Consider the following 15,211-nt stretch of genomic DNA (forward strand, 5'->3'; position numbering starts at 1 on the left):
TTAAAATAAATCCCTTTTAAAAACTACTAATCAATTTATATTATATCCCTAAAATCATGTATTATAAAATCCTACTTTGTGTTGCTTGTTTAGTAAGCTTTGAGATGATTGCTTGCAAAAGTGTACAACCAATCCAAAATACTCAAACAACTGCTTACCCTCAAGATTCTGTAGCGGAAAGAATGCTTTTGTACCAAAGAGATAACGGAGGTTGGCCACAGCCAGGCGGTGATGCTATCAATTATAACTTGACGGTTTCAAGTACTTTGAAAGCAAAATTATTATCAGAGAAAAAAGTATATGATACTACAATCGATGATAAAGCTACGACTAACGAAATCAGTACTTTAGTGGGTGCGTATAAGAAAACGCAGAATCCAGCTTATATCCAAGCGGCAGAAAGAGGTATCAAGTATCTATTGGAGGCTCAAAATAAAGCAGGTGGCTGGGGACAATTCTTTCCTGATACTTCAGGCTATCACAAGCACATCACTTACAATGATAACGCCATGATTGATGTGATGAATGTATTGAGAAATACTGCGGAGGCTAAAAATAATTTTGAGGTAGTAGATGCTTCATTAAGACCACAGGCTAAAGAAGCAGTACAAAAAGGCATTGCTTGTATCTTGAATACCCAATACAAACAAAATGGTAAACTTACAGCATGGTGTGCTCAACATGACAGAGTGACTTTGCTTCCTGCTAAAGCCCGTAAGTTTGAATTACCTTCGTTAAGTGGTGCTGAAACAGTGGGAATTATCCATTTTTTAATGGGCATTGACAATCCCTCTCCCGAAGTAAAACGAGCTATCAATGCGGCTGTAAGCTGGTTAGATGCTGTAAAATTGGTAGGTATCAAAATAGAGGAGGTAAAAGACCCATCGCTTCCTAAAGGTAAAGACCGCCTTGTTAAATCAGACCCTAATTCTACGCTCTGGGCAAGGTTCTATAATTATGAAACGAATGTCCCTTTCTTTACTGGTAGAGACAGCGTACCGAGAGCTACGTTAGCAGATATTGAAAATGAAAGAAGAGTTGGCTATGCTTATTACGGCATTTGGCCAGCTAAACTTTTAGCGGTTGACTACCCTAATTGGGTTAAAAAGTGGGATAAAAAATAATTTTTGTAAAAAAACTACACTACAACAATTTAAACACATCCTGCTTTGTTAACAAATGACAAAGCAGGGAACAAAACAATCTTCAAAAGCATCTTTAACCTTTTTAACGGAAAACATATTTCCTGAAAAAACGATGAAAACTTCTTTGCTATTTAGTGAAAACAAAAAAGCTTTTTTTTTGTCTGTGATATTCCTTTTGTTTTTTTCTTCGATACTCAATGCACAACAACTGGCATTTCCCACTGCCGAAGGTGGTGGTCGTTTTGCCAAAGGTGGTCGTGGTGGTACTGTTTATGAAGTAACCAATCTCAACGATGCTGGCACAGGAAGTTTAAGAGACGCCATCAGTCAGCCTAATAGAACAATTGTATTCAAAGTATCAGGTGAAATAAAACTGAAAAGCCGTTTACAAATCAAACAAAGTAATATTACCATTGCTGGACAAACCGCCCCCGGTCAGGGTATTTGTATTACGGGCTATACCGTAAATATTTCGGCTTCGGATGTCATCATACGCTATATCCGTTGCCGTTTTGGGGATGACAATGCTGTAGATGATGATGCCATGAACAGCTGGAATCATCTTTTTGAAAACATCATTGTTGACCACTGCTCAATGAGTTGGTCAATTGACGAAACAGGCTCATTTTATGGCATTCGCAATTTTACTTTACAGTGGTGTATCCTCAGCGAAAGTTTATTTAATTCAAAACATGATAAAGGCAAACACGGCTACGGAGGAATATGGGGGGGGGCTAACGCTACTTTCCACCATAATTTAATTGCACACCATACTTCCAGAAATCCACGCTTTGGCGGTACTCGTCCAGGGTATATTCCTTACTCAGCCTCAGAGGAATTAGTTGACTATCGAAACAACGTATTATATAACTGGGGAAACATTAATTCGTCTTATGGTGGCGAAGGCAGTAGAATAAATATGGTCAATAATTACTATAAACCAGGGCCAGCCACTCCGGGAAGTCTTACGGTTAGTTCTGCTTCAAATAAAAGAAACCGCCTTCTTTATTATTCGAGCTATGTAGTAGATAATGAAACAGATACTACGTGGGGCGGTAAATTTTATATCAATGGGAATGTAGTAGCGGGTTATCCAGATGTATCGGCAGACAACTGGGCAAAGGGTGTACAAAAAGACGGCTATGCAAAGGCTGATGCATTACTAGCAGTAGCCCGACAAAGTCAGCCATTCGCAACCGCACCTGTGCGTACACAAACAGCAGAAGCTGCGTATTTATCTGTGTTGGATAGTGCAGGAGCTATACTTCCTAGACGTGATGGCATTGATGCCCGAATTGTAAGAGAGACAACTTATGGTACAGCTACTTATGAAGGTGCGGCCTATGCTACTATCAAAGATACTGGGGTAAGTCATCCTTCTGGTATTATTGATAGTCCTTCGGATGTGGGAGGGGTGCCTAAATATGGTTCAAATACTCCGTATAAAGACGCTGATAAAGATGGAATGGACGACCTTTGGGAAATAGCCAATGGACTAAATCCCAACAATGCTAGTGATGGAAACTCAGTAGGTACAAATGGTTATACAAATTTAGAGAATTTCTTGAATGGTATTAATAAAGATACAGGTACAGGCGAAATCGCTGGTGGTTCTGTCATCATAGATTTAATGGGTTATGATGCTGTCGTTGCCCATGATGGTACTGGTTCATACAAGACGATACAGGCTGCTATTGATGCTGCCCCTGTCAATAGCACAAAACCTTATAGAATCTTTATCAAAAATGGGAAGTATCTTGAAAAGGTATCTATCGTTGCTAACAAAACTTTTATTCATCTGATTGGTGAAAGTGCCGCTAAAACTATTATTTCTTGGAATGACTATTCTGGAAAAGTAAATCCTGCGGGTGGAACCTTCGGCACAAGCACCTCGGCAACATTAACCATCAAAGCAGCCGATTGTTATTTACAAAACTTGACAGTAGAAAACACTACAGGCGATGCCCCACAAGCTTTGGCTATTTCGATGGAAGGAGATAAAAATGTAGCGAAAAGCTGTATTTTTCTAGGTGGACAAGATACTGTATTAAGTAATGGAGACGGTAAAAGACAATACTTTAAAAATTGTTATATCGACGGTGTTGTTGATTTTATCTTCGGAAGTGCCATTACTGTTTTCGATTCATGTATCGTATATGCCAAAGATCGTGTCGATAAATTGTCGGGGAGCTATATCACTGCCGCTAACACGCCTAATACTCAAAATTATGGCTATGTTTTCAGGGATTGCATTTTGCCTGCTAATACAGGCGTAACTGCTTATGTACTGGGCAGACCTTGGCAAAACGATGCTTCTACGGCTGATGTAGCGAAAAAATACAACAAAGTGGTTTTCTTGAATAGTATCTATGGCAACAAAATAGTAAAACCAGAAGGGTGGTCAACATGGGATAGTGGTACAAATACAGCTTTGATTACCTATGCGGAATATAAAAGCAGGCGTTATGATGGCTCATTGGCAGATATTAGCAAAAGACTATCATGGTCAAAACAATTGACAGATGCCCAAGCATTACCCTATTACGACAATACCAAAATATTTGGTGATTGGAATCCATGTACTACCGCCACAGATTTTTGTACAACTCCTAAAGCTGAAATCGTAGCTGTCAATATCAAAACGATAAAAGGAGCCAACCTCTCTACTCCTACTACTTTTTCATGGAACATTGCTTGGGCGATGAAAGACCTCCGCTATGAACTATACAGAAGTACTGACAATAAGGTTAGCTTTTCCAAAATCAGTGAAACAGTGGCTACTACCGATACCCTGATAAATTTTAGCATAACAGACGCCGCTCCTGTGGCAGGGAAAACCTATTATTATTTATTAAAAATAAGCAAAACGGGTTTGAAAGATTTTGTTTCTGATACCCTAACCATTTCTAGTGTTCCAACCATCACGATAGCAGGAACACCTAAAGATTTTATTCAGGGTTTGGGGAAAGCCTCCTCAGCACAAGTATATACGTTGTCTGCTGAAAATTTAGCTGATAAGCTTAACATCAGCATTCCAACTAATTTTGAGGTTTCAATTGATGGAGGAAAAACGTGGGTTGATACTAAAAGTAGTGTAAGCATTGTTCCAACAAACGGCAGTATCCCTTCTACTAATATACAAGTACGATTGAATAGTACGCTGGCAGGGACTTTCAGTGGAAATATTATACACACCAGTACTGGAGCAACCAGTAAATCAATCACAGTAAATGGTACTACCCAAATAGATGCCTTGCCTGTTTCTCAACGATTGGCTTATTGGTCAATGGCTATTTCAGACACTGATAGTTCGGCACTAAGAGCCAAAGGCATAACAGTGGGCAAACCTGTTTTGAAAAAACTTAGTTTATCAAATGGTTCTGTAATTCCTGCTTATTCAGCACTACATGGACAAGCTTTTGCTCCTTCAACTGATGGGGGTGGTCTTTGGACTACCGCTGGTGGAGGCTTTGGCAATAATTTGAGCCGTTCATCTTATGAACAATTTACTATTAAAGCTTCCACTGGCTATGCTATAAAAGTAGACTCAATCAGTTTAAAAATGGCTTTATATGCCGCTGCCACAGGTAAATTTGCAGTGGTTTATTCAAAAACAGGCTTTAAATCAGATTCTGCTGACGTTTCTGGTGGATTAATAGCTGGTGTGCCTATGCTTAGTTCGGCTAATGCTTCCTTTGCAAATCCTGCTATTCCAGTATCAGAGCCAAGTGCCACCGTTACTTTATACCAAATAGCCCTAAATGGTGCCAATGGCATTAACTTAGCTACTGGCGATTCTTTAACTATCCGTATGTATTTTAGTACAGGAAGTTCAAGTGCTGGTCGTTATGCCAAAATCAAAGATTTAAGTTTATTAGGCTCAACCAAGGAGACACAGCCTGCTACGCTCAATATTATTCAGTCTCTGACCGATTTTACTTATATGGTTGGCAGTAATTCGCCCGTTCAAACCTATTCGGTTGCAGGCGAGAACCTAAGCGATGATATTAGCCTGACGGCACCGAGCAACTTTGAAATTTCAAAAGATGGTACTACTTGGGTTACTTCAACGGGGGTTTTAAAATTAACCCAGTCTGCTGGAAAAGTAGCTAAAACCACTATTTATGTAAGAGCAAGCATCAATACTGCTGGTACGTACACTGGTAATATTATTCATGCTACGACAGGGCTGAATGCGATTACATTACCGATAAAAGCCATTTTAACAGCCTCTGCTCCTACCCTAACAATTTCACAAAATTTACAAGACTTTACTTATCTGATAGGTTTGTCAGTAGCTACGCAAAGCTATAGTCTAACGGGGGATAATTTTCTCGGAGAGCTAATATTAACACCTCCTCCTCATTTCGAGATTTCTATTGATAATGCTACATGGATAAATGCGGCATCAACCTTGAAGCTTACTCCGTCCGCAGGAAAATTATCGCAAACGACTATCTATGTAAAATTGACAGCAAAGCTTATCGGTACTTTTACAGGAGAGATTAGTCATGCTTCGTCTGGTATGAGTACTAAAATGCTAGCGTTGAAAGGAATAGTCAGTAGCCCTTTGGGAATAGAAGAAGAACCTGTTAAGAAAATATTGTTTGGTCCTAATCCATCACAAAATGAATTAACGGTCTTCCATCCTTTAGCCAAAGCAATTTTAACTATCTTAGGGACTTCTGGACAAAAAATTCAGAGTGTCAATACACAATCTAATAGTACTTCAACTATTTTAGACCTCAATCACCTATCTTCAGGAACATACTTCCTTGAATATCTCAATGGTGATTATCGGGAAGTGTTGAAGTTTATCAAAAATTAATGATCAAGCTTACATCAAAAGTATTTATTTATGAAAACTAAAAGTGTCTTTCTCTGCTTTTTACTGTTATTGATAGCCAATATTTTGAAGGCACAGCAATATGATTTTGTAGTTGCTCAAGATGGTACAGGACAATTCAAAACCGTTCAGGAAGCCATCAATGCTGTACCTGATTTTCGGAAGAAACCTACGACAATCTTTATCAAGAAAGGTATTTATAAAGAAAAATTAGTACTGGCTGAATCAAAAGCTATGGTGCAATTCATAGGAGAAAGCCTTCCTGAAACCATTCTTAGTTATGATGATTATGCACAGAAAAAGAATATTTTTGGCGAAGAAAAAGGTACAACAGGTTCGGCAAGTTTTTATGTGTTTGGTAATGAGTTTTCAGCTAAAAATATCACTTTTCAAAACTCAGCTGGGCCAGTAGGTCAAGCAGTAGCTATTTGGGTAAAGGGCGATAAAGCCAAATTTGAACATTGCAGGTTCTTAGGTTTTCAAGATACCCTTTATACGTATGGGCACGAAAGCAGACAATACTATTACGATTGCTATATAGAAGGAACTGTTGATTTTATCTTTGGCTCATCTACTGCTCTCTTTGAAAAATGCACTTTGTTTGCCAAGAAAAACGGTTACTTAACAGCAGCTTCGACACCAGAAAATAAAGCATTTGGGTATGTTTTTAAAAAGTGTACCATTACAGGAGATGCCGAGGCTAACACTTTTTATTTAGGCCGACCTTGGAGACCTTTTGCTAAAGTAGTATTCATACAATGTAACCTTGGCAAACAAATAAGACCAGAGGGGTGGCACAATTGGGATAAAGCAAGCAATGAACAAACAAGCTATTTTGCTGAATATAAAAACACAGGCGAAGGGGCAAATACTGGCAAAAGAACTCCGTGGGCACATCAGTTAAGTGATGAAGAAGCTAAGGGCTACAGCAAAGAAGCTATTTTTGGTGATTGGAAGGTAGATTAACGTACCAAAGTTTTATATTATAAGTATCCATTTGTTTCACACTCATTATTCTTCAATGCTAAAGTTCATTTAAGCAATTTTTATCTATTGTTTGAATGAACTTTTATATTTTTATCCCATTCTTCCCAGTATATTCCTCAGGTATGTCCTAAAAATTACCCATTTTTTACTCACTTCTCCTCAATTTATTATTTATTTTCATGTTGTTTGATTTTCCTTTCAAAAACGATTGCTTCCTTAAAACTTCATTTTTTCATCACACAATGATGTGAAGTGCCACGTTAGTCATTTTTTATAAATAATTAATAATCAAATATTTATAAAAACATCGTCTCCCTTTCATGGTATCACATCAATAGGTATTTCCTCCATTCATGTACATTTCTTTTACGTTGATTAGACAAACAGGCAAATTAGACACTGCACAAGAGCAGCAATCAGAAAAACCTTTGACTAAAAACCCTAAAAATCAAACGTCCAAATTTAAACTTTAATGTCTTATGAAAACTAGAAAAATCCTTATGTATGCTTTATTGGCTTTGGGAATTATTACATTACAATGGTCATGCAGTAAAGATGACGATAACGTAACGCCCGCAGCTACTGAACAAGACCCTAATGCGCCAAAAGGACAAGTAAAAGTAGGTATTACTGATGCTCCGATTGACAATGCCGAAATTAATGGTGCTTTTGTAACCATTACAGAAGTAAGATTAGATGGAAAAAGATATGATGGATTTCAAGGACCAAAAACAGTAAACATTGCTGAACTTAACAATGGTAATTTCTTGACATTGGTTGATGGCAAATTCCAAACTGGTACGTATAGTAAACTAACGTTTGTATTTGACTATGAAAAAGACCAAGCTGGTAATGCCCCTGGTACGTATATCTCTAAAGTAGACGGGACTAAAAGTAAGTTAGTTATTTCAGGAAATGCTAGAAACTCGCTTGATGTAAATAGCAAACCTTTTACTATTAGTGAAACTGGTACTACTGATTTAATGGTTGATTTCGATTTACGAAAAGCCATTAAAACTTATCAAGAAAATGCTAAGAAAAACTATTCATTTGTTACTTACGGCGAATTGCAGTCATCAGTTAGAGTAGTTAACAAAAGCGTAACAGGTACTATCACAGGTCATGCAAACGGATATAATTCTACGATGATGGGAAAAGTGGTAGCATACGTGTATAAAAAAGGAGAATTTAACCCTAGTACTGAAGCGAAAGGACAAGGCGATAGTTCAATAGAATTTAAAAATGCTGTTTCAAGCTCAATAGTTGATGGAAACGGTAATTTCAAAGTATCGTTCTTGGAACAAGGTAATTATGAAATACACTTTGCTTCTTACAAGCCTTCAGGTGATGCTAATTCTTCATTTACATTAAATGCGTTATTGAATGTATCGAGTGCATTAGATTTAAATACTATTGCAGTACAATCTAATACTAATGTTTCATTATCTGTATCCATCATAGGTGTGATTGGCTTATAATAATACATCATTCGTTCAATAAAAAACCTCAGTAAATGCTTAATTGGTATTTGCTGAGTTTTTTTCATTGTATAATGTTAAATCAATAATGTTTGTATTCTCTTTCTACAAAATATCGTGTTTAAAATGACAGACTTAGGATCTTTTTCCATTTTTTTACAAGCTAACACGATGTATTATGCATAACAGATTAATTCCTTACGTCAATTTCGGAATTGCCAAATCAAATCACAGACAAACAACCAACAGGCTATGGCATAGGCTGGTACACAGGTAAAGACAAAAATGGGCATCGCATCTGGTATCACGCTGGCGACTCATTTAGCAGTAGTTCATATTTAATCATTTACCCAGACGATGATATCATCATTGCCTTTCTTGGCAATTCACAGGAGGGTGTGATGTTTAATGTGCAGAACATTGGAGAGTTGGTTTATGGGAAGTAGTGTTGAGTTTAAATTATAGTAGAATTAAGTCAAATCTTTATTAATTTCTAGCGAGGGACTTAAGTCCCTCGCTAGAAATTAATACATTGATTATCATCCATTTATATACTTATGGATAATCGATACTAGCTAGTGATAAATAAAGCAAAAAAGGGCAAGTAACCCTGCCCCTTTCAACTTAACGAATCTAAAAACTACAATAACTCATAAATGCCAGCTACGCCTTGGCCGCCACCTACGCAAGCTGAAACCATTCCGTATTTTTGATTTCTTCGACGCATTTCGTTAAATAATTGTATAGAAAGCTTTGCCCCCGAACAGCCTAGCGGATGTCCTAAAGCAATAGCACCTCCATTTACATTTATCTTTGAACGATCTAAATCTAATTCCTTGATTACAGCTAACGACTGCGCTGCAAAGGCTTCATTTAGTTCTATTTGGTCAATATCATTGATGTTCAAGCCTGCCTTTTTCAACGCTAATGGAATAGCAGCTACTGGACCAATACCCATAATACGTGGCTCTACGCCAGCCGTAGCATAAGTAACCATACGAGCGATAGGCTCAAGATTTAGTTCCTTCACCATTGCCTCTGACATTACCATGACAAAAGCCGCACCGTCAGACGTTTGTGAGGAATTACCAGCCGTTACCGTTCCTCCTGCTGCGAAAACAGGTTTTAGGTTTGTTAATGCTTGCATTGTTGTACCTGCACGTGGTCCTTCGTCTGTATCAACTACATATTCACGGGTTTTCTTTTTGCCTGAGTTCGCATCAAAAAACGTTTCTTTTACCGTAATCGGCACGATTTCATCTTTGAATAATCCATTCGCTTGCGCTGCCAATGCCTTGGTATGTGATGCTACTGAGAATTCGTCTTGCTCTTCACGAGAAATATTAAATTGTTCACGTACCTGTTCGGCTGTTAGTCCCATGCCGATATAATAATCAGGATGTTTCTGAGCAATTTCAAAATTTAAGGCCATTTTGTAACCTGTAGTAGGAACCAACGACATCGACTCTGCCCCACCTGCAATAATACAGTCTGCAATACCCGCATGAATTTTAGCCGAAGCCAAAGCGATTGCCTCGATACCAGAACCGCAGTAGCGATTAATGGTAAAGCCTGGAACATTTTTAGGTAATGATAATAAAGCGATGTAGCGAGCAATCTGCATTCCTTGCTCTGCTTCTGGAACGGCATTACCTACAATCAAATCATCTACACGCGTAGGGTCTAGGGCAGGCACTTGTGCCACCAAATGTTTGATAACTTCAGCCGCCAAATCGTCTGGTCTTGTAAAACGGAAAACACCTCTTGGGGCTTTTCCAACAGCGGTACGATAGCCCGCTACTATATATGCGTTCATTTTTTTTAGCTTTAGGCCATAAGCTGTAAGCTTTAGGCAGGGACAATAACAAATACTTTGTTGGATAATTGAAATCAAACCGTTTTGTAAAAGCAAAAACTGAATAAGCCTAAAGCTTACAGCCTATTGCCTACGGCATAGCCTAATTCCTCAACGGTTTTCCTCCATTTAATAAACTCTGGATACGCTCTAATGTCTTTTTCTCTGCAGAAAGCGACAAGAAAGCTTCACGTTCAAGGTCTAATAAATATTGTTCTGATACCAACTGTGGATAACTCAAATCTCCTCCAGAAATCACATACGCTAGTTTTTCTGCAATTTTGGCATCATGGTCTGAAATATATCTACCCATTTTCATGCCTTGAACACCTGCTTTAAATAAGGCTATACCAGCTTTACCTTGAACTCTGATATCGTTACGTTTTTTTGGTTGAGTGTACCCTGCTTCTGCTAATTCAATGGCTGCTTGTTTGGCATCCGCAATGAGGCGAGAACGATTCAAGACAATCTCATCTCCACGACGCAAATAGTTCATCTCATACGCTTCTTGTGCCGAAGTACTTACTTTTGCCATCGCTATATTCATAAACGCATTTTGTAGCGTATTCAGTTCAGGATCACCATTTTTGTATAAATCTGAACAACGAAGTGCCATTTCTTTCGTACCACCACCCGCAGGAATCAAGCCTACACCTACTTCAACCAATCCCATATAAGTTTCTGCGGAGGCTACCACTCTATCAGCATGCAGATTGATTTCGCAACCACCACCCAAAGCCAACGAATGTGGCGCAACGACAACAGGGATTGAAGAATAACGTACTCTCATCATGGTTTGTTGGAACTGAGCAATCATCATGTTGATTTCGTCGTACTCTTGTTCGATAGCAAACATAAACAACATCGCCAAATTGGCTCCTGCCGAAAATGCCTCTGTACTATCGTTCCCGATCACTAAACCACGAAAATCTTTCTCTGCCAAACTGATTCCTTTCTGAATTCCTTCTATCACGCCAGCACCAAAGGTGTTCATTTTTGAACGAAATTCTAAGCCTAAAATACCATCGCCCAAATCATATACGTTGCTCTCTGCATTTTTCCAGACAATGTTATTAGACAAGTTTTCTAGAATAATAAACGATTCCGTGCCAGGAATTACCTTGTATGATTTCGTTGGAATATCATAATACAAACGCTTTCCTCCTTCTCGTTTATAGAAAGTCTTTGCTCCCGACGCTAACATTTCGTGTACCCAGTCTGCTGATTTCATGCCTTCAGCTTCCATCAGCGCAAGTCCTTTTTCTACCCCAATGGCATCCCATGTTTCAAACAAGCCAATTTCCCAACCAAAACCTGCGCAAATAGCGGCATCAATGCGGTATAATTCATCCGAAATCTCAGGGATTCTGTTGGTTACATACCTGAAACCATCTAAGACAGTTTTTCTATAAAATTCCCCTGCTTTGCTTTTGTCTGCTAATAAAACAGCAAAACGCTCTTTCAAAGGCAAGCTTTTAGTTTGCTCAAAAACAGCAAATTTTACTTTTTGAGAAGGCTCATATTCAAAGGTTTTTAGGTTCAAGGCTAAAATCTCTGATTTGCCATTCGCTCCTTTTATTTTCTTATAAAATCCTTGACCAGTTTTATCTCCTAACCATTTTTTCTCCTGCAACTTTTTCACCATTTCTGGCAAGATAAAAGTATCTTTTGCGTCGTCGTTGGTTAGTCCTGCATACAAATTATTCGAAACGTTGATGGTAGTATCTAAACCCACCACATCCGACAAACGGAAAGTTCCTGATTTCGGACGACCTACCACTACAGATGTCAACTTATCTACTTCCTCCACTGTCAATCCAAGCTCTTCTACTACCTGCATGGTTTTCATCATCGAATAAACCCCCACACGGTTAGCAATAAAAGCAGGAGTATCTTTACACAAAACGGTGGTTTTGCCAAGATAACGGTCGCCATAATGCATCAGGAAATCTATAACGGTAGTATCGGTGTTTGGCGTTGGAATAATCTCCAATAGTTTCAGATAACGAGGAGGGTTAAAAAAGTGTGTCCCACAGAAGTGTTTTTTGAAATCTTCCGAACGTCCTTCTGCCATTAGGTGGATAGGAATTCCAGAAGTATTGGAAGTAACCAAAGTACCTACTTTACGCAAAGCATCTACTTTTTCATACAATGATTTTTTAATAGCTAAATTTTCAACAATTACTTCAATTACCCAGTCATATTGACTGATTTCGGCTAAATTATCATCAAAATTGCCCAGTTTTATTCTATTGGCAAAAGATGCAGCATACAATGCCGCTGGATTAGCTTTTAAAGTTTGTTGAAAGGCGTCGTTTACAATACGATTTCGCACCGCAGGATGATCAGTGCTAAGCCCTTTGGCTTTTTCAGTATCGTTGGGTTCTTTCGGAACAATATCCAAAAGCATGACCTCAACGCCTATATTAGCAAAATGGCAAGCGATACGGCTTCCCATAATCCCAGAGCCCAAAACGGCTACTTTTCTAATTGAACGGTTCATGTTGTTTGTTTTATAAAAAATATAGGTAAAGTTAAATAAAAATAAATTTGTTATGCAAGCATACTATTTAATTATTTCTATCTTTCACAAAAAAACAAAAATCCCCACCAAGGGTAGGGATTTTGTGTATTAACCTTTTCTAAAAATTCACACGAATTGTGTAAATATTGTTTATACTCACTTCTTTTCGATTGAGTATTTATACTTTAAGTATATTCAATTCTTTTGTCATTAAATAATCCGTCTGCTCATCGCTTCCTAACATAAAAATATGGCTTCCATTTATTTCAAACCCTTTACTTTTATAAAAGTTCAATGCTTTCAAATTATACTCCCATACACCCAGCCAGAGCAGGTCACAGCCTACAGCCTTCGTCTTTTCACAGCATTGCTCTAATAACAATCCACCTAACTTTTGTCCATGAAAATCCTTTTTAACGTAGATGCGTTCTAATTCTAAGGCATTTCTATCCGAAAATTCGCTTTTATTTACCCTAAGTTTAGCATAACCAACCGCTTCGTCCTCAAGCGTTACTATTAAAAAAATCGTTCTATCTGTCTGAATTTCAGTTAGTATCTGTGCTTGATTGAAATGCTTCGTTAAATAAGCCTGTAGGTTCTCAGGAGTATTCTGTTCTCCATAAGTATCTATAAAAGTTTCTTCACTAATCTTACAAATCAAGGGAGCATCTAAGTAATTTACCTCACGAATTTGGATATTTTTACTCATAAGAACTAGCTATTTTAAACGTATAATAGAATATTTACAAATAAACCATTTTCTATTTATAATAAAAAATGCTTAATTTATATCAACTTATGCTTTTTAGGCATAAGTCAAAACTTCTGCACTTATCTATTTTTTTACTTCCTGACTCTTTAAAATTAAAAACAATGGATTTTAGACAGCTATCTTATTTTTTAGGTGTTGCTTCCGAGCTTCATTTTTCTAAAGCTTCCGAAAAGCTTTTTATTGCTCAACCCGCTTTAAGTCGGCAGGTTCAACAATTGGAAAATAAATTAGGAGTATTGCTATTCGAGCGAGACAAACGCAATGTAAAACTTACGCCCGCAGGCGAATATCTCAATAATGAAGCGCAAAAAATTCTGTCGCAATTAGATAATATCAAACACAGAACTCAACTGATTCATAATGGTGAAGAAGGCGAAATTAGGATTGGACACCCTGGTTCTGCTATTTATTCTGTAATTCCTCCGCTTCTATCAGCCTTGAAATTATTTTTTCCAAGTATCAAAGCCAACTTATCTGAAATGCTAGATAGCTCTGTGATGGATGCTTTGAAAAACTATGAAATTGATGTTGGTTTTATTCGAGAATTGCATCCAGACAAATACCTTACTTCTAAAATTATTTTTAGAGAGCCTTTTGCCCTAATTTTACCAGCGTGTCACCCTATCAATGAGGATAATTTTAAGAGTTTAGCTCAGGTAAAAAACGATAATTTTATTTTACCCCCTAATAATTCTAGTTCTGTTTATCATGATTTATTATTGAGGCTTTGTGAAAGAGAGGGCTTTCTGCCCAATGTAGTCCATGAATCAAACTATGGGGCTACTATTTTAAAGTTAGTAGAGCACAATCTTGGCATTTCATTGATGCCCATTTCATACAAACATAGTTCGGCCATGAAAGTAAAGTTTATTGAGCTTAAAAATATTTCAGAGCAAACTAATCTCTCTATCATGTGGCGAAAAGATGATACTAATCCTGTGTTGCAGAATTTCTTAAAAATCGCTGATTCCTTAAGTTTTAGTGATTCACTTCCCATTAAATAATCTTTTAATTACCCATAAAATGGCAGCATTAGATAACATAGATTTAAAAATCTTGCAGTTTCTGCAAGCAAATGCGTTGATGACCAATAAGGAAATTGCTGCAAGACTTAATTTAACAACAACGCCTATTCACGAAAGGATAAAACGCCTTGAAAGTGAAGGAGTAATTGAAAAATACACGGCCATTCTGAATAAATCTAAACTCGGAAAAAGTTTGGTGGTATTGGTGGATGTAACCTTAAAAGAGCATGCAGCTAGTTTTCTAGAGCAATTTGAAAAAGATGTTTTACTCTTGCCAGAAGTAGTAGAATGTTATTGTATTTCTGGAGGATCGGATTTCTTATTAAAAGTATTGGTAAGAGATATGGATGAATACCGCCATTTTATTTTACACAAATTAGCGACACTCTCAAATATTGGAAATGCTCAAAGCAGATTTGTAGTCAACGAAATAAAAAGCCAAACGCCTGTACCTATTGAGGTGATTTAGTGATTTAGTGATTTAGTGATTTAGTGATTTAGTGATTTAGTGATTTAGTGATTTAGTGATTTAGTGATTTAGTGATTTAGTGATTTAGTGATTTAGTGATTTAGTGATTT

General features: G+C 37.5%; 10 protein-coding genes. 7 read left to right on the forward strand and 3 right to left on the reverse strand.

Annotation, left to right across the window (positions count from 1 at the left end; genetic code table 11):
- The first annotated feature begins 56 nt into the window (after nt 1-56).
- The 5 genes from pelA to VB264_RS02050 all read left to right on the forward strand — a co-directional run bounded on the left by pelA (nt 57) and on the right by VB264_RS02050 (nt 8,902).
- Nucleotides 57-1,124, forward strand: a complete 1,068-nt coding sequence (gene pelA / locus VB264_RS02030; RefSeq protein WP_323246320.1) for a pectate lyase — start codon at nt 57-59, stop codon at nt 1,122-1,124.
- A 55-nt stretch (nt 1,125-1,179) separates the two neighbouring features.
- A complete protein-coding gene (locus VB264_RS02035) occupies nt 1,180-5,973 on the forward strand; it encodes a pectinesterase family protein (protein ID WP_323246322.1) in 4,794 nt (1,597 codons plus the stop codon).
- Between the two features lie 30 nt (nt 5,974-6,003).
- Nucleotides 6,004-6,957 (forward strand): pectinesterase family protein, encoded by a 954-nt coding sequence (locus VB264_RS02040; protein ID WP_323246324.1) that lies wholly within the window; start codon nt 6,004-6,006, stop codon nt 6,955-6,957.
- Between the two features lie 500 nt (nt 6,958-7,457).
- Nucleotides 7,458-8,456: a DUF4382 domain-containing protein gene (locus VB264_RS02045; protein WP_323246326.1), complete on the forward strand. Its 999-nt coding sequence runs from the start codon at nt 7,458-7,460 to the stop codon at nt 8,454-8,456.
- 215 nt (nt 8,457-8,671) lie between these two features.
- Nucleotides 8,672-8,902 (forward strand): serine hydrolase, encoded by a 231-nt coding sequence (locus tag VB264_RS02050; RefSeq protein WP_323246327.1) that lies wholly within the window; start codon nt 8,672-8,674, stop codon nt 8,900-8,902.
- Between the two features lie 194 nt (nt 8,903-9,096).
- Here the strand turns inward: VB264_RS02050 and VB264_RS02055 are convergent, their stop codons facing one another.
- The 3 genes from VB264_RS02055 to VB264_RS02065 all read right to left on the reverse strand — a co-directional run bounded on the left by VB264_RS02055 (nt 9,097) and on the right by VB264_RS02065 (nt 13,544).
- Nucleotides 9,097-10,272: an acetyl-CoA C-acyltransferase gene (locus VB264_RS02055; RefSeq protein WP_323246329.1), complete on the reverse strand. Its 1,176-nt coding sequence runs from the start codon at nt 10,270-10,272 to the stop codon at nt 9,097-9,099.
- A 142-nt stretch (nt 10,273-10,414) separates the two neighbouring features.
- Entirely contained in the window at nt 10,415-12,814 is a 2,400-nt protein-coding gene (locus tag VB264_RS02060; protein ID WP_323246331.1) for a 3-hydroxyacyl-CoA dehydrogenase/enoyl-CoA hydratase family protein, read from the reverse strand.
- A gap of 199 nt (nt 12,815-13,013) precedes the next feature.
- On the reverse strand, nt 13,014-13,544 hold the full coding sequence (locus VB264_RS02065; RefSeq protein WP_323246333.1) for a GNAT family N-acetyltransferase: 531 nt from the start codon (nt 13,542-13,544) through the stop codon (nt 13,014-13,016).
- Between the two features lie 164 nt (nt 13,545-13,708).
- Between VB264_RS02065 and VB264_RS02070 the strand changes: the two genes are divergently transcribed.
- Nucleotides 13,709-14,611: a LysR substrate-binding domain-containing protein gene (locus VB264_RS02070; protein ID WP_323246335.1), complete on the forward strand. Its 903-nt coding sequence runs from the start codon at nt 13,709-13,711 to the stop codon at nt 14,609-14,611.
- Nucleotides 14,612-14,630: 19 nt separating this feature from the next.
- Nucleotides 14,631-15,101 carry an Lrp/AsnC family transcriptional regulator gene (locus VB264_RS02075; RefSeq protein ID WP_309913206.1) on the forward strand — a complete coding sequence of 157 codons (471 nt, stop codon included), beginning with the start codon at nt 14,631-14,633 and terminating at the stop codon, nt 15,099-15,101.
- The last annotated feature ends 110 nt before the right edge of the window (nt 15,102-15,211 follow it).

Origin of the sequence: Arcicella aquatica, assembly GCF_034928825.1 — a bacterium.
Classification (GTDB): domain Bacteria; phylum Bacteroidota; class Bacteroidia; order Cytophagales; family Spirosomataceae; genus Arcicella; species Arcicella aquatica.